18 protein-coding genes and 4 pseudogenes are annotated in these 24731 nt (G+C 35.1%); 12 read left to right on the top strand and 10 right to left on the bottom strand.

From position 1 onward, the window contains the following. Positions 1-172: 172 nt before the first annotated feature. Both ACP6PM_RS23000 and tnpA read right to left on the bottom strand, forming a co-directional pair. The gene (locus ACP6PM_RS23000; RefSeq protein WP_426588732.1) at positions 173-871 is read right to left on the bottom strand and encodes a DUF1997 domain-containing protein; all 699 of its coding nucleotides are present in this window, start codon (positions 869-871) and stop codon (positions 173-175) included. Positions 872-1019: 148 nt separating this feature from the next. Then, the gene (gene tnpA, locus ACP6PM_RS22995; protein WP_426588730.1) at positions 1020-1430 is read right to left on the bottom strand and encodes an IS200/IS605 family transposase; all 411 of its coding nucleotides are present in this window, start codon (positions 1428-1430) and stop codon (positions 1020-1022) included. 123 nt (positions 1431-1553) lie between these two features. Here tnpA and ACP6PM_RS22990 point away from each other — a divergent pair, with 123 nt between their 5' ends. The 5 genes from ACP6PM_RS22990 (at position 1554) to ACP6PM_RS22970 (ending at position 11667) form a co-directional block, all read left to right on the top strand. After that, positions 1554-2213 carry an NAD(P)H-binding protein gene (locus ACP6PM_RS22990; protein WP_426588728.1) on the top strand — a complete coding sequence of 220 codons (660 nt, stop codon included), beginning with the start codon at positions 1554-1556 and terminating at the stop codon, positions 2211-2213. 273 nt (positions 2214-2486) lie between these two features. Beyond that, positions 2487-3590: a hypothetical protein gene (locus ACP6PM_RS22985; protein ID WP_426588726.1), complete on the top strand. Its 1104-nt coding sequence runs from the start codon at positions 2487-2489 to the stop codon at positions 3588-3590. A gap of 1596 nt (positions 3591-5186) precedes the next feature. Next, positions 5187-9344, top strand: coding sequence for a TIR domain-containing protein (locus tag ACP6PM_RS22980; RefSeq protein WP_426588724.1), 4158 nt, complete (start codon positions 5187-5189; stop codon positions 9342-9344). A 185-nt stretch (positions 9345-9529) separates the two neighbouring features. Then, positions 9530-11029, top strand: a complete 1500-nt coding sequence (locus ACP6PM_RS22975) for a toll/interleukin-1 receptor domain-containing protein (protein WP_426588722.1) — start codon at positions 9530-9532, stop codon at positions 11027-11029. Continuing rightward, a complete protein-coding gene (locus ACP6PM_RS22970) occupies positions 11029-11667 on the top strand; it encodes a CHASE2 domain-containing protein (protein ID WP_426588720.1) in 639 nt (212 codons plus the stop codon). Before ACP6PM_RS22975 ends, ACP6PM_RS22970 begins: the two co-directional genes overlap by 1 nt. A 365-nt stretch (positions 11668-12032) precedes the next feature. Here the strand turns inward: ACP6PM_RS22970 and ACP6PM_RS22965 are convergent. Both ACP6PM_RS22965 and ACP6PM_RS22960 read right to left on the bottom strand, forming a co-directional pair. Beyond that, a pseudogene (locus tag ACP6PM_RS22965) lies at positions 12033-12800 on the bottom strand (IS5 family transposase). Positions 12801-13556: 756 nt separating this feature from the next. Next, positions 13557-15827 (bottom strand): TRAFs-binding domain-containing protein, encoded by a 2271-nt coding sequence (locus ACP6PM_RS22960; RefSeq protein WP_426588718.1) that lies wholly within the window; start codon positions 15825-15827, stop codon positions 13557-13559. 349 nt (positions 15828-16176) lie between these two features. Here ACP6PM_RS22960 and ACP6PM_RS22955 point away from each other — a divergent pair, with 349 nt between their 5' ends. The 6 genes and pseudogenes from ACP6PM_RS22955 (at position 16177) to dcm (ending at position 19225) form a co-directional block, all read left to right on the top strand. Next, positions 16177-16350 (top strand): hypothetical protein, encoded by a 174-nt coding sequence (locus ACP6PM_RS22955; protein WP_426588716.1) that lies wholly within the window; start codon positions 16177-16179, stop codon positions 16348-16350. 58 nt (positions 16351-16408) lie between these two features. Next, positions 16409-16453: pseudogene (locus tag ACP6PM_RS22950) on the top strand (hypothetical protein); the annotation flags it as partial. A gap of 29 nt (positions 16454-16482) precedes the next feature. Continuing rightward, positions 16483-16920 carry a transposase family protein gene (locus ACP6PM_RS22945; RefSeq protein WP_426588714.1) on the top strand — a complete coding sequence of 146 codons (438 nt, stop codon included), beginning with the start codon at positions 16483-16485 and terminating at the stop codon, positions 16918-16920. Positions 16921-16927: 7 nt separating this feature from the next. Further along, positions 16928-17056, top strand: coding sequence for a hypothetical protein (locus ACP6PM_RS22940; RefSeq protein WP_426588735.1), 129 nt, complete (start codon positions 16928-16930; stop codon positions 17054-17056). Positions 17057-17188: 132 nt separating this feature from the next. Continuing rightward, a pseudogene (locus ACP6PM_RS22935) lies at positions 17189-17701 on the top strand (RNA-guided endonuclease InsQ/TnpB family protein); the annotation flags it as partial. 135 nt (positions 17702-17836) lie between these two features. After that, on the top strand, positions 17837-19225 hold the full coding sequence (gene dcm, locus ACP6PM_RS22930) for a DNA cytosine methyltransferase (protein WP_426588712.1): 1389 nt from the start codon (positions 17837-17839) through the stop codon (positions 19223-19225). Positions 19226-19616: 391 nt separating this feature from the next. On the opposite strand, the gene ACP6PM_RS22925 is transcribed toward dcm, so the two are convergent. From ACP6PM_RS22925 to ACP6PM_RS22905, 5 genes and pseudogenes are all read right to left on the bottom strand, one after another. Continuing rightward, entirely contained in the window at positions 19617-20129 is a 513-nt protein-coding gene (locus ACP6PM_RS22925; protein ID WP_426588710.1) for a hypothetical protein, read from the bottom strand. A gap of 394 nt (positions 20130-20523) precedes the next feature. Continuing rightward, the gene (locus ACP6PM_RS22920) at positions 20524-20829 is read right to left on the bottom strand and encodes a polyprenyl synthetase family protein (RefSeq protein ID WP_426588708.1); all 306 of its coding nucleotides are present in this window, start codon (positions 20827-20829) and stop codon (positions 20524-20526) included. 9 nt (positions 20830-20838) lie between these two features. Continuing rightward, on the bottom strand, positions 20839-21051 hold the full coding sequence (locus tag ACP6PM_RS22915) for a hypothetical protein (protein WP_426588706.1): 213 nt from the start codon (positions 21049-21051) through the stop codon (positions 20839-20841). Beyond that, positions 21038-21253 carry a polyprenyl synthetase family protein gene (locus tag ACP6PM_RS22910; protein ID WP_426588733.1) on the bottom strand — a complete coding sequence of 72 codons (216 nt, stop codon included), beginning with the start codon at positions 21251-21253 and terminating at the stop codon, positions 21038-21040. Before ACP6PM_RS22910 ends, ACP6PM_RS22915 begins: the two co-directional genes overlap by 14 nt. A gap of 183 nt (positions 21254-21436) precedes the next feature. Further along, positions 21437-22546, bottom strand: a pseudogene (locus ACP6PM_RS22905) (IS5 family transposase); the annotation flags it as partial. Positions 22547-22654: 108 nt separating this feature from the next. Between ACP6PM_RS22905 and ACP6PM_RS22900 the strand changes: the two are divergent. Next, entirely contained in the window at positions 22655-23110 is a 456-nt protein-coding gene (locus ACP6PM_RS22900; protein WP_426588705.1) for a M67 family metallopeptidase, read from the top strand. 209 nt (positions 23111-23319) lie between these two features. On the opposite strand, the gene ACP6PM_RS22895 is transcribed toward ACP6PM_RS22900, so the two are convergent. Then, positions 23320-24168, bottom strand: coding sequence for an RNA-guided endonuclease InsQ/TnpB family protein (locus tag ACP6PM_RS22895; protein WP_426588703.1), 849 nt, complete (start codon positions 24166-24168; stop codon positions 23320-23322). Positions 24169-24731 lie beyond the last annotated feature (563 nt).

Raw genomic sequence — 24731 nt, 5'->3', positions numbered from 1 at the left:
GCAATTTGGTATTTTATTCATCACTATAATCAATCATTACTTGTTTAGCACTACCAGTAATTTTATTATAGTATAGGTTGGCATTCCCATACGACGCTCCCTTACAGGAGAGCGTCGTATGGGAATGCCAACATTAGATAAATATTTATTTAGGGGTTTGGTGACCAAGCCCCTACTTTCTTTTTCTTTGCTTGGGAAATGGCAAATTATAGGTAGTATGAAAATCTATTTGAGTTTTGTAGCTCAAAAACTGGGATACCTGGCGTACCACTTTAAGTAATAGCCCATTGCCAGTTTTCTGAATCAAACCAGGGGACATTTTCTGAATAAACTGAGGAAACTTGACACCTACAGTCAAATCTAGATTCCATTTTGCCCCAGTAATCACAGAGGGAAGTCCCAATTTTTGAATCTCTTTCTGACTACAGAATTGATCGGTGGGTAATTCTATCAATTTCATTTCTGATTGAAATTGAATTTCATATCCAGGATCAGTATAATTTGGCACTTGTATATTCCTAATTCTATATATTCCTGCGGAATCTGGTGGCACTAGCTCCAAACCAACTCTAGCTTCTACCTGGTATCCCAAAGCACCCAATTTTCCAATCAACACATCATAGCCATTTTCTCCAATAGGTTCAACTTTCATTGGATGAGCGCATCGACAAAACCAATTCCGGTGAGATACAAAGTGCTTTGCTACTGTTTCAACATCTACATACAGTTCCATGCAGTCACTATATTTAGTCTTGAACCAATGAGTTTTGCTAGTTTCTGGTGTTTCTATTTCTGTTGTACTTAAGTAAAAATTACTAATCAAGTTTTTGTCCATTTCTAAGGTTTTATCTACAGCAAAATTGTGGTGCATGATTAGTCCTATTGTGTATATATATATACACTATACTCAATAATTTTAGGATTGCCAAATTGGATATTTAATTTATCCAACTTTATTCCGCAAGGGGTATCCGGTTATAATCTCCGATTTAACGGGAGAGGAATTACTGACAATTTTCCTAAACTGGTGTCGATTGATGCTCAACATATTGTTTTAATTGCTCAATGGTTACACCACCGCAACTAGCAACAAAATAAGAGCCAGTCCACAGTACAGGTTTTGTGTAAAATCTACCTAGATAATCAGCAAAGTCTCTTCTGATTAACCTACTAGAAACAGTTTTGAGATTAGCTATCAATTTACTCAGTTGAACTTTTGGATTGAAACTAATTAACAAATGTACATGGTCTAGTTCACCATTAAACTCAACTAACTCACATTCCCACTTTTGACAAGTTTCATTAAATATTTTGTTTAACTTTTCTAGTATCTGGACATTAATCACCTTTTTACGGTATTTAGTAACAAATAAAATATGAACAGTAAGAGAATAAACAGACCTAAACCCTTTGGTATAATTACTTGACATCAAATAGCAGTAAATATATTATCTCAGTATGATAATCATTCATTGCGATAAAATCAAGCCCAGTCCCGAACAGTCAGCTAAAATTGATTATTGGTTGGATTACAGCTTTATATACATGAAGATATGAAAGTATTCATCGCCGGAGCAACTGGCCAAACAGGTTGTCGGATTGTACAAGAGTTGGTGAGACGAGATATTCCTGTTAAGGCTTTAGTTCGTAACTTAGAAAAAGCTAGAGAAATTCTGCCTCCAGAAGCAGAGTTGGTAATGGGAGATGTTCTTTATCCTAGTAGTTTCTACACTGCTATTGGGGATAGCACAGTAGTGATATGTGCTACAGGTGCTAGACCTAATTTTGATTTTACTGGCCCATATAAAGTTGATTATTTGGGAACTAAAAATTTAGTAGATGTTGCAAAACATAAGGGAATTGAACATTTTGTTTTAGTTTCATCCCTCTGTGTGTCTAGATTTTTTCACCCCCTAAATTTGTTCTGGCTAGTTTTATTCTGGAAGAAACAAGCTGAAAAATATATTGAGAAAAGTGGTCTTAATTATACTATTGTTCGCCCTGGCGGTCTGAACAATGATGAGAATCAATTTCCTATTGTTATGGAACCTGCTGATCGCTTATTTGATGGTAGTATTTCTCGTACTAAAGTAGCACAAGTTTCTGTGGAGGCAATATTTCAACCAGCAGCTTGCAATAAAATTGTTGAGATTGTTACTCAGGTAGAAGCACCAGAAAAATCTTTGGCAAAATTATTTATTTCTGTATCTTAAACAGTAGTTTTAAATTTATTACATAGCACATTTTTGAATTATTTCAATACAGTAATTGTTGTAAAAAAATCAGAGCTATTTTACTTGTTAAAAATGTGGTGCAACTTTTGGTGATTTGAGTTAAACTAGATGTTTATTAGAGACTTTAGCAAATGTAATTCATTGTGAAAAGCTCTCAGAATAATATTTAGAAAATTACCCTTGACGATTTAGATGCGTTCTGTTAAACCGAAAATTATAAGAAAGAGAAGGAAGCCTTCTCAAGTCCGTTTTATGCTTTTCAAACGCTTAATTTTTCTATCTATACTGATCGTCTCTTTTATATCTTTTTTCCAGATTTTTAAGGGAAAATTAAATCTAAATAAACAGCAATTAACCAAATTAAATGCCCCTAATCAATATAATTCTGATAATTATAATTATGATGATGGAGAAAAATGGCCTCGACTAGCAATGAAAGGTGGAGATCCTTATATTCGGGCGTTAATGCGAACTATTTCAGCTAGTGAGTCTAATTATGCTCAACCTTATCATGTTGTTTATACAGGTAAAAAGGTATCTAACCTGAGAAAACATCCAGATTGGTGTATCAAAATTGTTGTTGGTCCAAATAAAGGAAACTGTAGCACTGCAGCAGGAAGATATCAAATGTTAAGCAATACTTGGTATCTCATGGCAAAACGTTATCATCCCCAACGTGGTTGGTCTCTGTTTTGGGCATCTTACAGTTTTGAGCCAAAATATCAGGATGCAGTTGTACATGGTTGGTTAAGCGATCGCAAATATTGGAAGGCAGATATTCCTGGGTTGTTAAGAAAGGGAAAATTAAATCAAGTTCTGCGGTTATTATCTAGTACATGGACGAGTTTAGGATATGGAATTGAAACTAATTCTATGAGTAGGAATTTACCAACAGTATATCAGGAAGTTTTGCAGGATGAATTAAGTTTGTTGGGGGATAATTTTTCTCAGAAACAAGAAAATTCTGTGGTGGTTGAGTATTTTCCTAAAGATGTTGATAATGGAGTAGTTGAAAAAGCTTTAAGAAGTTTAGATTATCAAGTTATACTTTTACCAACTTTGACAGTAGATGTGCCTAGCAATTCAATTTGGTTTGGTTCAAAAGTAAATATAGAACACGTTAAGTTAGTTGCAGAAACATTAATTAGTTCAGGTGTCAAGATTAGAGCTATTCGACCTTTTAATAAAAAAGTAGAATTTGCAGATCTATTGATTCAAGTTGGAGCTGACCCAGAAATACAAAATATACCATCTTTCACTTTAGAGGAAGTTCGCAGCAAATCTAGTTTTTCTAGAGGTGATCTATTTTTGAATAGAGAGGTTCATGCTTTATTATACTCCCACAAAAAGTGGTGAAAAATTTAGCTGATATTGGCAAGATAAAAAAAGAGAAAAAGACTAGCATTAGCTAAAAAATACAGCTCCATTGTAATTTAGGATTTGAACGTATCAGGAATACTAAAAAATCGGGGTTGCACATTTGCACATTAAAGAATGATAATAGACATCTCCAGAAAAGAGGGAACAGGGAACACTTAACTGGGAACAGGGAATAGGGAGAAATAATTAATAATTTATCCATAAGAATTGATTTTATTTTTTATTGTTGGAGATGTCTAATAGATTTTAAACTGTACATATATTAAGGAAAGAATTATCCAAAAATATCAAATGTTCGGATTTCATCATTCCTGATTGTGCAACGCCAAAAAATCAAAGGAACAAGGAAGAGGGAGTAGGGAAGAAGGAAAGTAGATGAGTCTATTAAAGATTTTTTTTGCAGTTCTGTAATCTGAAAAGATAATCTAATGATTCCAGATATTATGAGTTTAAGTCTTAGACCAATTACCACGCATTAATGCTATACTTAGGCAAAACTTCAGTTATTAAGTAATTAACATAAGCATTTGGAACTTTTTTGCTAATTTTAGTCAAGTTAATGTTAATTATTCTTATGTTTACTTCTGGCTATCGGACGTTGTATGCAACGTCCCTACTACTCCCCTGATCAAGAAAATTTAGAATTGAATAACTTTTTCGATAATTAGCACCCCAGGAGCGTATTACAGCGCTTTTCAGATTGATAAACCATATCGTCACAACCAAAATCTTGTAGGGAGGTTCCATGGAACGTCCCTACTTTGGTCTACTGAAATGAAAACCGCTGTAATTATTCATATTTTTACTACTCCCCTACTCCCCTTGATAATTGGTATAACTTCCAATAAGTATAGTCATTTTAAATAAGAATGATACACTTTTTGAGCTGAAACCTTTGCACAGCAAGAAACTTTGGTCTCAGTCTAAACTAAAATAACTATAATAATGCTACCTATTTCAAAACCTGCATAACCTGTACAAAATCAGAAATATATTAGCTTATATAATATAGCAATCCTAAATAGGTTGTAATAATTCAAAAAATAGAAATAAACTCCGAAACTCTTAGCAATTGACCATTGCCTCCATACCTATTTCCAAAACGTGACAATATTTTTGAAACGAATAAAATAGGATTGCTATAAAACAAACTCTAAATTAAAAACTGAGGGGTTAGGCAATGGGATTTTTTCTATTCAGAAATATATTAGCTTATATAATAAAACAAACTCTAAATTAAAAACTGAGGGGTTAGGCAATGGTACTTTTTCTATGCTGATATATTAAGGACGAAACTACTAGCTAGTTGTAAATATTTAAGGATATTGGTTGATATAGAAATCAGGAATCAGATGTGAGAATTTGACTATTCCTTAAAAGTATAGAATATAGTAGTTATCTTATCAAGAAGACACATTTTTTTTTCTTCTCTGTTCCCTGTTCCCTAAAATTATCGAATATCTCACAACTTAAATCATATTGCTATATATCCTTTTTATTATCAAGAGTTAAGCTGCAAAAATAATTACTTGTTGACGATTACCAAAATATAATTACTAAGCATAAAAACCCATGAATGAGTATTACAATGCCTTTATTTCCTACGGACGTGCTGACAGCAAAAAATTTGCTACAAAACTATATGAAAAACTCACAGAAAATGGTCTGAAAATCTGGTTCGATCAAAATGATATTCCTCTCGGAGTAGACTTTCAAAATCAAATTGATGATGGGATTACAAAAGCTGATAATTTTCTGTTTATAATTGCCCCTCATTCTGTTAATTCTCCTTACTGTCTCAAAGAAATTAATCATGCTATTAAATACAATAAAAGAATTATTCCTCTACTTCACGTTGAACAAATTACTTATGAAATTTGGCAAGAACGAAATCCTCAAGGCACTTTAGAAGAATGGGAGATTTATCAACACAACGGTAAGCATTCAAGTTTCCCGAATATGCACCCAGAAATAGGCAGAATTAACTGGGTTTATTTTCGGGAAAATCTTGATAATTTTGACAAAAGTTTGACTGACTTAATCGAATTATTTAGTCGTCATCAAGATTACGTCAAACAACATACCAATATCTTAGTTAAAGCCTTAAACTGGGAAAAAAATCAAAAACAAACTCGTTATTTGTTAATCGGTCAAGAACGTCAAGCAGCAGAACAATGGTTGAAAACTAAATTTACCGAAGAACAACCACCTTGTATTCCTAAAGATTTACATTGTGAATTTATCTGTGAAAGTAATAAAAATGCTAATAATTTAATGACTCAAGTTTTCTTGGCTTTTGCTGAAGAAAATAAACAGATCGTAGAGAAAATTAGAAAAAGTTTAATTCGAGAAGGAATTACTGTTTGGAGTTATCATACTGATATTAAAACAGGCAAAGATTTTCAGACTGAAATTAATCAAGGAATTGCTGGGGCTGATAATTTGATTTATTTATTGTCTTCAGCAGCTATAAAATCTGAGTATTGTCAGCAAGAATTAGCCTATGCTTTGAGTCTAAATAAACGGATTATTTGTCTAATAATAGAACCTATTGATATAGCACAAATTCCTTCAGAAATTGGCAATTTACAATTTATTGATTTGACTGGTGAATTATATCAGGAAGGGGTTGATAAATTAATTAAAGAATTACAGGAAGATGCAGTTTATTATCAACGACATAAAGTTCTATTAGTCAAAGCTTTGAAATGGCTCGAACAAAATCGTAACCCTAGTATTTTACTGCGTGGTTACAATCTCGAACAATATCAAAGTTGGCTGGAGCTAGCTCAAAGTCTAACTGTTAATTTACCAACTAATTTGCAAAGAGAATTTATTACTGAAAGTACAAAACAACCACCTAATTTAGCTATAGATGTTTTTGTTTCTTATTCCCGTGCAGATTCAGATTTTGCTAGACAGTTAAATGATGCTTTACAAACTCAGGGGAAAACTACTTGGTTTGACCAAGAAAGTATTGCTACAGGCACAGATTTTCAAGAGGAGATTTATCGGGGTATTGAACAGTCGGATAACTTCTTATTTATTATTTCTCCAGAGTCGGTAAATTCTCCCTATTGTGGGAATGAGGTGGAATATGCAAAAAGTTTAAATAAACGGTTTGTGACAGTATTACATCGAAAGGTTGATACTAAGGAGTTGCATCCAGAGTTGGCAAAGATGCAATGGTTAGATTTTAATCGCTGTGGAGCAGAATTTTATGCTAACTTTAGCGAGCTAGTACGTTTTTTGGATACCGATCGAGATTATGTCAGAAACCATACAAAATTGTCACAACAAGCGTTGGACTGGCAGGAAAAAGCTAGTGAAGATTTATTGCTACGAGGAAGTGAACTGGCGATCACTAAAAATTGGTTACAGGAAGCTCTTAACAGTAACAAACACCCCCCACTCACCAAGTTGCAAAAGAAATTTATTGGAGCTAGTGACGAGCTACATACTAGCATCCAACAAGCAAAAGCAAAACGCAGACAACAAGATATTACAACTGCTTGGGGAATTACAGTAGGTTCGCTGTTAGCAGTCATCATTAGCACTGGGTTGTGGCAGAATGCTAGACATGAGCATAAAGAAGCGAAACTTAATTTGGCAGAGTCTCTTGCTCGCTCTTCCTTGTCTCTATTTGTTGGGAATAAAGAATTAGAGGCTTTCATAGAAGTTATTAAAGCGGGAAAAAATTTGCAAAGATACAAGGCGAAAGACCCAGAAGTGATTGATGCATTGCAGCAGTCTGTTTATAGTGGCAGTGAAAGCAACAGATTACAAGGACATAAAAACTCCATTAGGTCTCTGAGTTTTAGTCCCGATGGCAAAATATTGGCATCAGGCAGCGATGATAAACAGATTAAGCTGTGGAATATGGAAACGGGCGAGGAAATACGAACTTTGTCTGGACACGATCGCTCCGTTATTAGTGTCTGCTTTAGTGCAGATGGTAAAATTTTAGCATCGGCGGGAAAAGACAAGAAGATAAAGCTCTGGGATGTAGAAACAGGCAAAGTAATTGACACCTTCTCAGGACATACTGACTGGATAAATAGTATGAGTTTTAGTCAAGACGGTAAGATTTTAGTATCAGCGAGTAAGGATAATACTATTAAACTCTGGAATGTAGAGACAGGCAAAGAAATTTACACCCTCTTCGGGCACGACGCTAGTGTGATGGGTATTAGTTTTAGTCCAGATGGCAAGACTTTAGCATCGGGGAGTAAAGATAAAACAATTAAGTTTTGGGATGTAGACACAGGTAGAGAAATTTACACCCTCTTCGGACATAATGGTTTGGTGAGTAGCGTCCGTTTTAGTCCGGATGGCAAGATCTTGGCAAGTGGTAGTTATGATAAAACGGTTAAACTTTGGGATTTAGAAACAGGTGAGGAAATTCGGACTTTGGCAGGACATTTTAGTTCAATTATGAGTGTGAGTTTTAGTCCGAATGGTAAACATTTAGCGACTGGTAGCAAAGACCGAATAGTTAAATTGTGGGATATAGCAACCGGAAATGAAATTCGCTCTTTTCATGGTCACGATGCTTGGGCATTTCGGGTAAGTTTTAGTCCGGATGGCAAGATATTAGCATCAGGTAGTGGTGACAAAACCATCAGACTCTGGAATTTAGAAACGAGAAGAGAACTCGGTACACTTAAAGGGCATGATGACTCGATTCAACATTTAAGTTTTCCTATAGGTTCATCCTGTCAGATAGATAAATCCGATAAAGAGATGATTTTTGTTTCAGGAGACGCTGATAAAACAATTAAATCTGAGAAAGAGATGATTTTTGTTTCAGGAGGCGCTGATAAAACTGTCAAGATATGGGATTTGAAAACTACAACTCAACATACTTTGAAGGGACATGATGATTCAGTGATGAAAATTAGTTTGAGTCCGGATGGCAAGACTATTGCTTCTGCAGGTGAAGATAGCACCATTATTTTATGGGATGTAGAAACAAAACAAGAGATTCATCGACTCAAAGGTCATACCGATGCAGTCAAAGCGATTAGTTTTAGTCCCGATGGCAACATCTTAGCTTCTGGGAGTAAAGATACCACTATCAAACTTTGGAATTGGAGAACAAAAGAAGAAATAGGCAATCTGAAAGGTCACGAAAGCACGGTAATGACCATGAGTTTTAGTCCGGATGGCAAGACCTTAGCTTCTGGTAGTAAGGATAATATAATTAACCTCTGGAATATAGAAACAATGGAGAAAATGGAACCTCTCACCAACGATAATCAGAGTTCTAATTTTAGTGTCAGTTTCAGTCCGGATGGCAAGACCTTAGCTGCTGGAGGCGATCGCAACATTGTTACTCTGTGGGATGTAGAAAAAAGAGAAAAAGTTTTCACTTTCAAAGGTCATAGTAGTTCTATAAACAGTGTTAGTTTTAGTCCGGATGGCAAGATTTTAGCTTCTGGAAGTTCTGACAAAACAATTAAACTGTGGAACCCGAAGCAGGGAAATTCTATTTTGACGTTTCACGGACATAAAGATTCAGTTAATAGTGTCAGTTTTAGTCTGGATGGCAAAGTCTTAGTATCTGGTAGTGATGATAAAACTATTAGACTTTGGGATGTAGAAAAACTAGATTTAGATGTAGATTTAAACGACTTAATGCTCCGGAGTTGTAATTGGGTGCGCGGTTATTTGCAGCATAATCCTTATGTGGAAGAGGATAATAGAAATTTGTGCGATGATATTGGTTAAATGAAATTGGGTATAGGGCTATTCAACAATTAATAATTAATATCATGTTCGGTAGAACAGTTATAATTAGGCTCGTAGTAGGGCTTTAGCCCAAGAAATATATATTTCGGGCTAAAGCCCTACTACAAACAAAAATTTTTTTATCACTGATTATCTAGACATGATATTACCAAGCCCAAAAACCTATGCCTGAATATTATAATGCCTTCATTTCCTATGGACGGGTAGATAGCAAAACATTTGCTACAAAACTCTATGAAAAACTTACAGAAAATGGTCTGAAAATCTGGTTCGATCAAAATGATATTCCTCTCGGAGTAGACTTTCAAAATCAAATTGATGATGGGATTACAAAAGCTGATAATTTTCTGTTTATAATTGCCCCTCATTCTGTTAATTCTCCTTACTGTCTCAAAGAAATTAATCATGCTATTAAATACAATAAAAGAATTATTCCTCTACTTCACGTTGAACAAATTACTTATGAAATTTGGCAAGAACGAAATCCTCAAGGCACTTTAGAAGAATGGGAGATTTATCAACACAACGGTAAGCATTCAAGTTTCCCGAATATGCACCCAGAAATAGGCAGAATTAACTGGGTTTATTTTCGGGAAAATCTTGATAATTTTGACAAAAGTTTGACTGACTTAATCGAATTATTTAGTCGTCATCAAGATTACGTCAAACAACATACCAATATCTTAGTTAAAGCCTTAAACTGGGAAAAAAATCAAAAACAAACTCGTTATTTGTTAATCGGTCAAGAACGTCAAGCAGCAGAACAATGGTTGAAAACTAAATTTACCGAAGAACAACCACCTTGTATTCCTAAAGATTTACATTGTGAATTTATCTGTGAAAGTAATAAAAATGCTAATAATTTAATGACTCAAGTTTTCTTGGCTTTTGCTGAAGCAGATAAAAGTATTATGGAGCAGATCGGGAAAAGTTTGACAAGGGAAGGGATTACTGTCTGGAGTTATCATACTGATATTCAAACTGGAAAAATTTTTAAACAAGAAATTGAACGAGGTATTGCCGGAACCGATAATGTAATTTATTTATTCTCTCCTGCAGCGATAAAATCAAAAGATTGCCAACAGGAATTAACCTATGCTTTGAGTCTGAATAAACGAATTATTCCTCTATTAATTTTTTGCACAGATGCTACACAAATTCCTACAGAAATTAGCAAATTACAATTTATTGATTTTACTCAATCAGAATCTCAAGGAATAGAAAAAATTATCAAAGAATTACAACAAGAGGCTATTTATTATCAACGACATAAAGTTTTATTAGTCAAGGCTTTAAAATGGTTGGAAAAAAATCGAAATCCTAGTGTTTTACTCCGGGGTTATAATCTCGAACAATATCAAAGTTGGTTGGAGCTAGCTAACAGTCGAGTAGTTAATTTACCCACAGATTTACAAATAGAATTTATTACTGAAAGTGCTAAACAATCACCAAATTTACCTTTAGATGTTTTTGTTCCTTATTCACGAGTAGATTCTGATTTTGCTAGACAGTTAAATGATGCTTTACAAACTCAGAGAAAAACTACTTGGTTTGACCAAGAAAGTATTGCTACAGGAACAGATTTTCAACAGGAAATTTATCGAGGTATTGAACAGATCGTAAATTTACCAATCAAGTTGATAGACAAAATTCACCACCTGTAATGTTAGTAGAAATTGACGAAGATTCTATTAGAAAAGCAAAAATATTAGATCCTGTACCAATGGATCGTAGTTATATTGCCAAAATTATTGATAAACTGATAACTATCAATACCAAAATTATTGGTCTTGACTATCTTTTTCACCGCTATCAGCCAAAAAATGACACAAAACTAGCCCAGACTCTACGCTCATCCATAGAAAAACAAAACACTTGGTTTGTGTTTGCCACATCCCGCAATCAAGCAGGTGGTTGGTTTGAAGTATTACCCGAGCTAGCCTCTCCTAACTGGCGACTACAAGGAGATACTTTTTTAGCAGGTTATGACCGTTACGTTACCCATGTAACACTGCTACCAAGGAAATATTCCACTGAGACACCATTACCCTTTGCTTATCTATTAGCAGTTGCTCATGTGTTCAATGCAGAACAATCTGAGAATTGGCTGCAACCTCAGATTGTTCATACCGCAGGTAAACATTTTTTGGAATTATTTTCTAGCTCATCTCGCTTACAACCTTTAACGAGGTTTTCTTATCGACTAAGGCAAATGTGGCTACATCCAATTATAGATTTTTCTATTTCTCCAGAAACAGTTTTTCTTCGTTTACCGGCTTGGCAACTTTTTGTTCTTGCCTAGTTTAACATTTTGGATTTGTATATTTTTCTATTTAATCAAACCCAAATCAACAATTTAAAAAGTATTTACCGAAAAATAAAGGTTGAAAGCCTCTCCTTTCAAGGAGAAAAAGCGGTCGTTTGCGGAGCAGTCCGTTAGGATGGAATGGCAAAGTCTCCCGCTCTTGCAGAGCCGCGAACGCTTTTCATGTCGGCGACAGCCGAAGTGCGTTTGCGTAGCATTCCGATAGGAAAGCTGTGCGTTAGCTAAACGCCATATCCAATCGACCAAGAGAAGAAAAAAATTACTTTTAACTAATCCTATCTGTTTTAAGAAGAGGTAATTATTAATTATTAATTGTTAAAAGACTGTTTGTAAAACAAATCTTAAGAAGACCCAGAGCTTTTAGCAGCAAGCCTTCGTAACATTAATCTAATCATTGCAGTGTAAATCAGAGCTTCACTAATCTCAGGTAGCTGTTCATAGTCCAGAGCTAAACGTCGGTTCTGAACTAACCATGCAAAAGTTCTCTCTACTACCCATCGCCTGGGCAAGACTTCAAATTCCTTAGTGTTACGCTTGAGGATTTCCACTCGTGCTGAAATCAGGTCTGCGATACTGCTGACGCAACGCTCCGCGAACGCCATAGCAAATTTTGGTCCACTATAACCAGAGTCAGCCCAAATTAATTCTACATCTGGAATATTTTCAGCCTGTTCCATGACCAACACTGTAGCCCCTAACCGTTCTCCCATATTGGCCTCACTTACAACTACTCAAGCGTAGTAATCCTTGAGTATCAACCAAGATATGACGCTTACGACCTTTTACTTTTTTACCACCATCATAGCCATATACCTCCCCCTTTTTGCTGTTGTTTTTACCGCCATACGAATCAACAACTGCTGCAGTAGGTTCTGGATGTCGTGCTTCTTGGACTCTTGTCTCTCGCCGTAGAGTATGATTGATTTCCTCCCAAACACCATATCGCTGCCATTTACGTGCATTTAGTTGACACAGTTTGCCAAGGTGGTAGATCGTGGGGCAAAGAACGCCAATGACAACCAGAGTAAAGGATATAGAATATACCATTTACTACTTCCCTGAGATTAGCATTTGGTTTTGGCCCTCGATGCGAGAGGTTTCGGTAGCAGAGGTTCAAGTAGTTCCCACTCGCGATCGCTTAGATCGCTGGCATAAGATTTTCGGGACATTTATTTGACAGTGATCATTGTTGTTTTTATTTTCCTACCTTCAACACTTCTGCATGGCCATCTTTAGCTTTTTTTTACAAACAGTCTCTAATTATTAATTATCTATTCGACCAAGAGAAGAAAAAAATTACTTTTAACTAATCCTATAGCAATCCTATTTTATTCGTGTCAAAAATCTTACTACTTTTTAGGGAACAGGCAACAGGTAAGAGTTTCAGTTTTTTTATTTACTTTTTGATTTGTCACAACCTATTTATGATTGCTATATCTGTTTTAAGAAGAGGTAGTTATTAATTATTAATTGTTAATTATTAATTATTAGTAAGCATTCAGCTATTAAGTAGGTAGGCATAAATAAACGTTAAAACAAAAAATATGAAAAAGAACCTAAAAGCAATTGAGAACTTGCTTTTCACTGTTTTGAATCTCCATTGCTATTTTACAGATAATTAAACCCACCTACTTAGCTGTTAGCTGTCAGCTCTCAGCAATAAAAACCTCAACCTTAAGGAGGAGATTTAAACAAATATAGACTTGAAAACTGACTTTTGTAGCAAGATTTAATTCTGAATAATAAAGCTTTGATCAGAAACTAAAAGCAATAGCTGAAGTTCGCAGTTCCTCCGCAGGAAGCTAGCTTATAGCTGACGGCTGAATGCTTACAATTATTAATTGTTAATTATTAATTATTAATTATTAAAAACCACCCCCACAACGTCGCACATGATAAGTAGGAAATGTACCATAACTCTTAGCCAAAGGAGTTTTTCCCACATAATCACAAGTAAATTCCTTCACCCCCTCCGAAGCTACCATTGCAGCAAACTCTTGACTCGAATAAACTTTTCCTGGTGGGGTAATAGGTTCAATTCTGGCAGCATAATTTACATGAGTACCACTGTAGGTTGTAGCCCCAGTGATGGGATTAGTATATTTATAAACCACCCCTGTGTGTAAGGCTACCCGTAAATTTAAACTAGCAGGCAACCCTACTTTTTCCCAATCTGTACTCTGAACAATATCGCATACTTCCAAAGCAAATAAACCCGCATCCCTGACATGAGAGAATACATAATATAAAGCATCTCCCCAAGTATTTTTCATCACTGGTTTATAAGAAGATTTACCCTCAAACTTCGCCACCGCACCGAGAAAATGTTCTACAAATAAACTAATCTGGTTTTCCTTCAACTTAGAATAACTCTTAACATCTGCAAATAACAACGCCATAATTAATCGATTTTTGTCTTCTGGTGCAGAAGTTGGTTGTAGGGGAGTTGCCGGTGTGGATACTGTATTCAAAATCTCTACTTTCTTTGTCATCACAGATTGTAAAATCTGCTGAATATCAATTATTTCCACATTATCGTTCCATTGTCGCCAAAATTCTACAGCCCTTGCTGTACCACCTATCCCACCAATTTGTTGATTCCAAACAGCCATTGGTATAAGTTCAGTATCCAACTGTTCCGCCCGCATTTTTGCCATCCCGTAGAGAATACTATTAGTATATTCATAAGAAATATTGCTGTGCTCAAGATTATAATGAGTTGGAATAATCACTTCTGTCGCTTTTTCCAAAACTTCATCAAACCGTTCTCGCCAATTGCTATTAGGGATAATATCAATAGAATTTTTGATAAATTGTTCTCGCTCATGGGGCAAGACAATATGAGCTTCTCCTTGAAGTTCATATAACGCTTCCAAAAATAAAATATCACTACCACAAGCTGCTGCAGCATAACCTAAACGAGCATCTAACTGAATCAAGCGATCGCGAATTGCCTGATAGACCTGTAACTCTATCTCTGGTGGAAACCTCGGTGGTGTGCGACCCGGTTCATCAATCATGTGACCGCTAAACACTACCACCCTAGGAATCTGAAAGCAGCGCTTAACCAATTCCATATCCCCCTGGCGATATTGTACAATCAAAGTAGCATTACGACGAGTCGATCTTAAATCCCCCAATTTTCCCTTAGCTAACTCCACTCCTTTATTATACCAATCTTCTGCCTCTAAGTTTTCCCCTAAAATCAAAGCTACTTCTCCCAAGGTTGCTAGTAACCAGTAGTCATTCTCACTCCTATGGGAAACTGGTGGGAGTTTAGCTAGACATTTTCCCCGTACTTCAGTAGCGATCGCTCTTGCTGTTTCATCATCTCCCATCAACATTGTCATTGTGGCAGCATTTACCCCCGGATAATAACTCCTCTTTATTTGATAAGCTTGTTGATATCTTTGCGCTGCCAATGCTATTTGTGTGCTGCCTTCCTCTGGAACTATAGCTTGCTTCCACAAATCTTTATGAGTCCGAGCTAATAAACTAAGAGTTTCCTCATCATTTTTGCCTGAATTTACTAATTCTAATAATAAATTATTCGCCCGTTGAGTTGCTCCACTCCGAGCCAAACTTAAAGCTAAAAGTTGTTGTAAACGGGTATCATTAGGCCATTTTTTCAACCCCTCCGATAAAATATCATAAGCCATTAATGGCTCCCCTAGTTTCAGGATATGTTCACCTAAAATCCGAAAAATTTCTGGGTAACGCAAATGAAGATTAATAGTTTCTCGACGAATTGTTTGTAAACTTTTTAAATTTAGTTGGGATGATTTTTTTAAACTTTCTAAAATTAAACACAAATTATGATCGTCAACTTCAGAACTTTTTTTGTTAGTTTGTTCGCTGCCTTTGATGCGATAACCCATAGCTAAAAGAGTTTTAATTACTCCCACAGAAATAATCCGGTCATAGTCTTTTTCTGACTCTGATAATTCTTCATAAGGCACTAAACCAGGATGTAATTTTTTGCTATCATCTCTATTTTTTCCGTATTTCCAACCCTGAGAAAGTCGCTGACTTGACCAAATTTCATGGGTATTTTTAGCCAGTAATTCTGTTATTTTTAAATGTTCTGTTGTGAGATTTACCTTGGAAGTATCTATTGGGTCTGGTTTGTAGTTCAAAATCGTCTCCTTCAGGAAATAATAGCTATACCGTTTCAGCGAAAGCAAATTTAAAGTGAAATCGTATTAATACCAAATCCAGTTCTTATAGGGTACTTATCTACCATCCCTAAATCCTATCTAGGCAAATACATAATAATTATAACTCAGCTATCATTTGATTGAAGAAAAAAATTAATTAATCATGGATAATATTCGTATTTTTGCTATCTGAAATGGAGCGAGAGGACTCCGGGTATAATCTCCCATTTACCGGGAGATGAATCGCGACCAAACAAACAATAGACATCTCCGAAAAATAAATAAATTGTGATATAGTAATAAAAAAAATAATTTTTAGTGGCTAATTATGACCAGTATGCTTGAGTACATTCACAACCATTCACAAGAATCAGAACGTTACTCCGGCATCAAGTATGAACAGCTCGAAAAGTTATTAAAACAAGCAGAAAAACTACATAATAATCAGCGAGATATAGCTACTGCTAAAAAAGGCGCGAATAATTGCTTCTGGTGGTGGTAGGCCACCTAAATTATCTATCCCAGAACAAATTATTTTAACCTTAACTTATTTAAGACATTTGACAACATTTCAACTACTAGGAATTCAATTCGGAGTAAGTGAAACTACTGCCAATGGTATCTTTAATTACTGGTGCCCAATAATTGGAGAATTATTACCACCAAGCCTGCTAGAACAAGTAAAAAAAACTCAAGTGACCAAGAAATTGTTAAGGAAATTTTAACAGAGTACGAGTTAATCATAGATAGTTATGAACAGGCTATAGAAAGACCCCAAAAATATGAAAAACAAAAAGAATATTATTCTGGAAAGAAAAAAAATCATAAGAGAAAAAGTCAGGTAATTTTGCTACCTTTAGGTAAAAATATTGTTGATATCGAAGCTGGAAAACCAGGAAAAAAGAGCGACATAAATTTTTTTCGTGAAACACAACAAAGATTCTCTCCAAAACAAAAATTTACTGGTGATCAAGCTTACCTTGGAGAACCAGCAATAAAAACACCTAAAAAAAAGCCAAAAAATCAAGAATTAAGCAGTCAAGAAAAGTTTCGATCGGGAAGAACTTGCTAGTGAAAGAATTTTTGTAGAACATATAATTAGATTACTACAAATATTTCGGGTAGCCCAAGAAAGATTTCGCCTAAATTCTGAGAAATATACGCAAATAATTATGACTATTTGTGCAGAAATGTTAGATTACGAATAGGTACATTAATTTTGTAGTATTAAACCACTCTCGCTTGCTCTAGCAATTATTGAATTTATATTGCTATGTTTGAGCTAGTTTTTAATAGTAAGTATCTATAATATTGATTTTACCGTAAAAATTAACTATCTTATGAGATTATCTCGCCCCATCCCAGAAGGATTTAAACTGAAACAGGTGAGAGTGGTCAGACGAGCTAGTGGGTATTTTACCATGTTATCTTTGCAAAGTCCTGTCAGTGTTCCGGATACCCAGGCTTCTAGACATCCATTAGGGATTGATATTGGACTTGATAAGTTCTTAGCAACTTCTGATGGTGAATTGATTGAACGTCCAAAGTTTTTAACCAAACTACACAGCAAGTTGAAATTACTGCAACGTAGATTAAAGTTAAAATCATCCAGTTCAGCAAATCGATATAAACTTAACCAGAAGATATCGAGACTTCATCAAAAAATCTCAGACACCCGAAAAGACTTTCACTTTAAGCTCGCTCATCATTTATGCGACCAAGCAGGAATGATATTCGTTGAAGACCTAGACTTGAGAACCTGGGCCAAAGAAATGTTAAGCAAGCATACTTTAGATGCAGGATTCGGTCAGTTTTTAAATATCTTGGCTTGGGTATGCAGGAAACGAGGGGTTGGAAACAATCTAGATAAGTGCCACTCAAGCAGTAACCCTAAATCGTGAGGTTTGGGAATCTCCCGTTATAATCTTTGATTTAACTGGAGAAGATGTCAAAATGCTAATCCTAGTAATAATCAGAAAAATTGACTCATGTCTGTTCAGCTTATTAATTCCCCAACCCAATTAAGCTTTTTTAATCTGGAGAAACCTATTAATTTACAAATATATGAGCATCGGTTCACTTTTATAGATTTATTTGCGGGTATTGGTGGATTTAGAATTCCTCTAGAAAAATTGGGAGGCAAATGTTTAGGATATTCGGAAATTGACTCGGATTCTCTTAAGGTTTATCAGCAAAATTTTTTGACTGGATATATAAATAATGATGAAAAATATTTGGGAGATATTACCAAAATTTCTAAGTTACCTTGGCAAGTAAATCTGATAGTTGGTGGAGTTCCTTGTCAACCTTGGTCTGTGGCTGGAAAATTACAGGGTTTTGATGATTCTAGAGGAAAACTTTGGTTTGATACCATGAGAGTTGTGGAGGAAAATCAACCTGAAGCTTTTATCTTTGAAAATGTTAGAGGGTTGATTAGTCCCGCTAATCAAAGATCGTTTGAATTAATTATTCAGAAGTTTAAAAATATTGGCTATCGTGTCTATTACAAATTACTGAATTCTGCGGATTTTGGATTGCCTCAAAATAGAGAACGAGTTTTTATTGTCGGGATTAGGAAAGATTTAGATGTAGATTGTTTCGATTTTCCCGAACCATTGAAAATTCAAGCTAAACTTTTTCAAGTTATTGATGGTCTCCAGGGTGATTTTGATATTCAAAAGGTAAAATTATCGCCAGATATTTTGTTTAATGGCACAATACCAGTATCTAGAAATAGATTTCAGAAAAATAATGAGTTGAATGATTTTTTTGTTTTTTGTGATACGAGAAATGGTCATACAACTATTCACTCTTGGGATATCATCAAGACAACTAAAAGAGAAAAGCTGATTTGCTCGACGATTCTGAAAAATAGACGAAGAAAAAAATACGGAACTAAGGATGGTAATCCTTTATCTTTTACTGATTTGTCTGAATTAATAGATAATTTGCAAATTCAAGAGTTGAATAATTTGGTGGAGAAGAAAATTATTCGTTATGTTGCGCAACAGGGTTATGAATTTGTCAATTCTAAAAATTCATCAGGAATTAATGGCATATACAGAATATTTTTACCTCATTCTGAGATTGTACCGACCTTAACTGCTACAGGTACAAAAGATTGTATAGCTACGGTTTCTATTAATGGGGAAACTCCAGAAGAGTATAAGTGTTTATTTATCAAGGAAATTTATCGGAAGAAAAAGTATAGATATATAACTGCAAAAGACTGTGGGAAGTTACAAGGTTTTCCTAGTTGTTTTAGAGCGCATAGTCGTGAGAATATTGCTAAGAAACAATTCGGGAATGCTGTATCTATTCCGGTTGTTTATTATTTGGCTAAGTCTTTAGTTAGGTCGCTTGGTTTTACTGATTAGGTGCAATCTCAGATTAGAGTTTTTTTTGATACTTACAACCTCAAATTCTCTCAATATCTAGAAGAAGCAATTATGGCAGAGGAAAACCGGAATTACAGAAAACTCCAGAATAATTTTGAGCCCAGAAAATTTTTAGGTAAAGGTAGCCATCCCATCTATATACTTATTATTCATGAGGTTAGGGGAGAAAAATTGCTAGAGAAAATATTACAGATAGAGGCGAGCGCTCACGTACTCTCAAAAAATAATTTTGAGGATGGTTAGCATTGCCACAAATATCGGAATTATTTCCATAACAATCTGCAATGTCAGCCTAAAAATCAAAGAAACCAACACCGAACACTATATATACGGATAAAAATCCAGTTAAGCTAAAAAATCAGAGTCAAAGTTAACCAAAGCCTTGAGGTTTATCTTCTTCGAGTTCTACATCTCGGAAAAATTTGCGAATAATTTCAACATCAGGCTCTGTCTCAATCCACAGGCGAGCGCCACCTGCTTGACTTCTGTTAGGTTTATGAGGTCGATAGACAATTTTGCAGTTTCCCAGAATTTCTACTTCATGGCAGCGATCGTTTCTGTCTCCTTGTTTGACAGAAATGGCTGGAACAGATGTGCCGTGGTCTCGGTTATGGTCAATTTCTCTTCGCAGTACATGGATAAAAGTATTACCTGTACGAAATCCTTTATTCCAAGTTCCTTGAGGACCTCGACGACCAGGAGTAATTTCTGGCATTCCTCGACTATTTAAAGGAATTACCCAGAAGCGTTTGATTTTTTTTGCTCCTTTCAGACGACCTTGCCTAAGAAGTAATCTTAGTCGAGCGGTAGAAATATTTAAAAGAAAAGCTGCTTCTGCTGTACCAACTTTATCTGGTTTAGTTTCAGTGTTTGTATCTTTCATAAACTGTTTCGGAATATATCAAGCATAAACTTGATTACAATTTACCATCAAACCACAAAGAATTTAGTTTGGCAAGAATTAAAGTTTAATAAATTCCTGAAGGATGCTGGGTAGTCCTGCATGGTAATGGTGAGGATATATATTTTTTAATTTCTCCGGCACTCCCCATCTCCCCATCCCCCCATCTCCGACACTCCCCATCTCCCCATCTCCCTAAACTCCCGGTGCTTCCTTTACCATTACTATGCACCACCACCGGATGCTGAAGTCTAAATCAATAACTGTTTCGGAGCATATAAATAATAAACTGGATAATCATTTACCATCAAACTACAAAGGATTTAGTTTGGCAAGAATTTTTGATTATTCAGTTGTAGTTGTTTCAGTGGACAGCCTATATGTCAGTAAAAGCAAAGAAAAGTTCAATAAATTCCTGAAGAGTGCTGAAGTCTAAATCAATTTTCAGCAATGTATCAATTGCAAGACTTTTGTAACAGTCTAAAAGTTTCTTAGCTTCTACAGATTCAAGTAGGTACAAAAATGAAGAACTTTTTTTGTTGGTTTGATCTAAAAATTGATCTTTACCTGTCTCTGATACATTCAGGGAATCCTTTAAGTGATCTTTGATTTGATATGCTATACCGATATACTTGCTAAAGAGTTTTAATTTTTCAATATTTTCTGCTGAATCCTTTCCCAATATTGATACTTAAACTAAGCCAAATTCAATAGCTAAACCTGTTTTTAGATAAGCTATTTCTTTTATATAGTCAAGACTAACTTCCTGACTATCTCTACATTTTAAATATTTTATTTGTCTTAAACATAATCCATTATTACTACAAATTTTTGAGGCATATTGAATAATTTTTATCTTAGAACTATCATCAGTTAGAATATTTCCCAGCTCATCGCTCATCATAACCTTTGGCAATTAATGAAAATACAGTTATTTGAGCCTCAGCTTGACTATATTTTTTATGAAAAGCTAATTTACCTCTTCTCAAAGAAGCATTATCTTGAGTAGGTAAATCATCAAGTATTAATGAAGCTGAATGAAAATATTCTATTGCTCGTACTAAAACAGTTAAATGTTCAAAATCTAGCCCATATATTTTTCCCATCAAAAGACATTGACATTAGATAAAGACAGACAAGTTAATAAATTCATAATTAGAGTTTGCTGAAAAATTATGAAAACGGTTGATTTGTTATTCAAAAAAAGTTGATGATAATTTTTTATTATAATCATTCATTTAAGCATAATTTGAAATTATTAAACACACCGCAAAAACAGTTTTTTCTGCAAAAAAGTACAAAAAAAGAGAAAAAGCCTCTTTTAAGAGGGTGGAAAGGTTGATTACTAAGAAAGTAATTGCGATAGAACTCCGTTCCGCTGCGCGATCGCAGTTTTGGAAGTTTCCGAAAGTTTGGTCATTACTTTCTGTAAGCTAAATCCTCTTTTTGCTTGACCAAATTTACCCTCAATATAGTTCCGTAATCTTTCATCGCTCCTGAGCTTGTTTCTTCTTTTTTTTCTGAATATTTTTTTGTGGTCAACCCACGGGAGGACCGCTCATTCTAATTCCTCTTTCAGTACATAATTTTCGATTTTCGAGCTGTTCGGTAAATTTGCTCTACATGAACCGACTCTGGATAATTACCTGTGTAGTTTTTAAATGCTTTACTTGAGATTTTAAGTCTCCTGATTCATTATAGTTATTCCAACTTATTCGATGTAAAAATACATATCCATCTATACAACTTGCAGAAAGTTTAGCTCCAAATTCTGTATTAATTCCTGCTTTTTCTATAACTATTGGACGCACATGAGGTTGATTTAAACTTACTATACGGTCATCTATTCGATGTTTTTTGTTTGACCACATCCATTGTTGCTGACGATAAACTTCACTCACTACTAACAGCATTTTATACTGTTTTTTACTCAAACTTTCTAGACTCGCCCCTTTCTCTATTAGAAGCTCTATGCTAGCTAAATTTTTCGAGACGTATTTCAGTTGTTTTTTCAGGGCTTTCCTGATTTCTTTACAGGTAGGTCGTCTTTTTTTTGCTACTTTTAGATATTCTTTTCTCCCTGTTTGGCGGTGAGTAATTGGTTTTTTGTTAAACTCTCCTTTTATAGGTTCATCAAGGATATCTATAATTTTTTGTGTCAAAATTCTGGCTTGATTTAATAAATTTATGTCTGTGGGATAGCTGATATCAGCAGGTGCGCAGGTCGCATCTATTATTAATTTACCTTGATTTTTTACTTCCTTTGATTTTGTTGTTTTTTTTCCTCTTCATCTTCTTGATTTTCATCCTTCGTTTTGACCATATATGAATTAATTTGATTCACGGGCATCAAGACCTATTCTTTCTCTAAAATGAACTCACATTGAAGCCTCAAGAGGTTTAGATAATTTTACAGTACATATTATCTCTAAATGCTATCTCATAAATTTAGATACAGCAACAAAAAAGTGTGACATGATTTTAAAAGTAGAACCTACTGAAAACAAATGCCCCTAATACTCCCTTCCTCCCACTTCCAAAAAATTTCCACCCATGGAGAAACATCCTACCCAAATGAATGTTGTGGCTTACTATTAGGTCAGCAAAACCAACAGACAAAAACAGTCATCGAAGTCTGGCCTGCTGAAAACGCCTGGCAAACAGAAGCAGGTGAATATTGGCCGGAACAAACAGAATTTACAGAAGAAAAAAGATATGCCATATCCCCAGAACTAATGCTCAAAGCAATGAAATCTGCAAGAGAACGCCATCTCTCCATCATTGGCATTTATCATTCTCACCCAGACCATCCAGCCATACCCTCTGAATTTGACCGTACCTACGCCTGGCCAGAATATTCCTATATTATCCTTTCTGTTAAACAAGGCAAAACTATTGACTTTCTCAGTTGGTCTCTTGACGATAATCATCAATTTCAACCAGAAGAAATTATTAAAAGATAGGCAATAAGGTATAAGGTATATAGCAGGTTTAATTTGACTTCTCCTTTGGCTAAAGCCGAAAGGATTCTAAAAGGATGCTACGCAACGGGTTAAAACCACGTTCCTTCACGTCTTTTTAGCTGACCAGAATTTAAGCTTCTGGGGACGAGTCAAAACGCCCCTATGCACTTGACTTAAATCAAAATTAAGTGTTGTGATTACTTTGCGAATTATATTGGCAGCACCATTGGCATCAGCATTAATATATTATATTGATTATTAGCGGTTCGATATAAACCTCTTTTTGTCCGCTTTCCAGATGGTTGCCACCCCTGGGGTTTTGCACCGAAAATAGGTAGCAGATAATTATCTAAAAAAGAAGCTTTTGAAGTATAACTTTCCTCCGTTTTTATAAACCTAATCCCGTATTGTTGACATAATTGAGCAATACGGATTTTAAGTTTAGCTGTCGGAATTGAGACAAAAGATTGATTGGTTTTATTGCCTAAATTACTTTCTTTCTTTTGCTCTTTATTCCACCCAAAAACAATTACCCCAATATTATTATCAAGACAGTGATTAATAACAATTTTAGCTGCTTTGTTAACAGCATCTCTCATTTTTCGGTTCCGTTTCTCTGTGATCTTAGCTAACCTTTTTGACCAAAACCCTTGAGCGTTCCCCTCTTTCAGGGTTGAAATCTGTTTATTATACCAACGATTAACGGATTTGAGGTGTTTTCCATCAATTATAAAGCTAGTACCAACGTTAGAAACCGCCGTTAGCCAATTGTTTAGTCCAGGGTCTAGTCCTAGTACATTTTCTTGATTTAACTCAACTTTTTGATGCTCAGTCTCATAAACAAATTCAGCATAAAAGCATTGATTCCTTGGCAGTATTCTTAGCTCTTTGATATTATTAAAACTTAAGTTTGATGGCTTATACAAATAAAAACTATCAATCCCAAACCATTGTTTAACCCTTCTGCCTAAAAAAATTCTAATCTGGTTGCCAGTTAATTTTAATCCTTGTCTGGGATAAGTTACAACAGCTAAACCTCCTTTTTTTCTATATAGCAATGTGCGCTGGCATATTTACACATTATTTTTTGTAGGCCTTTTCTAGAATGCACTTTGAGCTGGGCCTTGTAAATACCTGAGCGCTCATTGCTATATTTAGGCAGATTGGGCTCACGGGGTGACAAGCGACTCAAAGCTATTGTGGGATAAGGCTTTAAAGCATATAAGCAAGGGTGAAAAATTGACTGATTTTGTGATACGGGATAATCATTATTAGTGGTGGTGTGGGTGAGCTTCGCGATACTGTTGATGAACTTAATAAAATAGATAGATTCGCGAATATTATCCGCGAATCTAGTAGTTCACTCCGATCTCTTTCACGGTGATCAAAACTCCGTTCTCTATCCACACTTAAAATTGATTATTAAGTCAATCATTGAAGCGTGATCTCATTATTGGCTCTGCCCCTAATAATTGCTAGTGCCAAGCTCCGAAATCTATGCTATGACTATAAAAATGGGCGATTGACTGACAATTATTATTCATTCTATTTGCTGATTGTCACAACCTTTCATTGTGTGTTGTCACTCTTTGATATCGCTCCCTAATCAGGAGCTAACTGG

It is taken from the genome of Dapis brunnea BLCC-M229, from assembly GCF_050015995.1.
In the GTDB taxonomy this organism is placed as follows: domain Bacteria; phylum Cyanobacteriota; class Cyanobacteriia; order Cyanobacteriales; family Microcoleaceae; genus Trichodesmium.
Note: the sequence above shows the minus strand (reverse complement) of the source record. Positions and strands in the feature narration are given on the sequence as shown.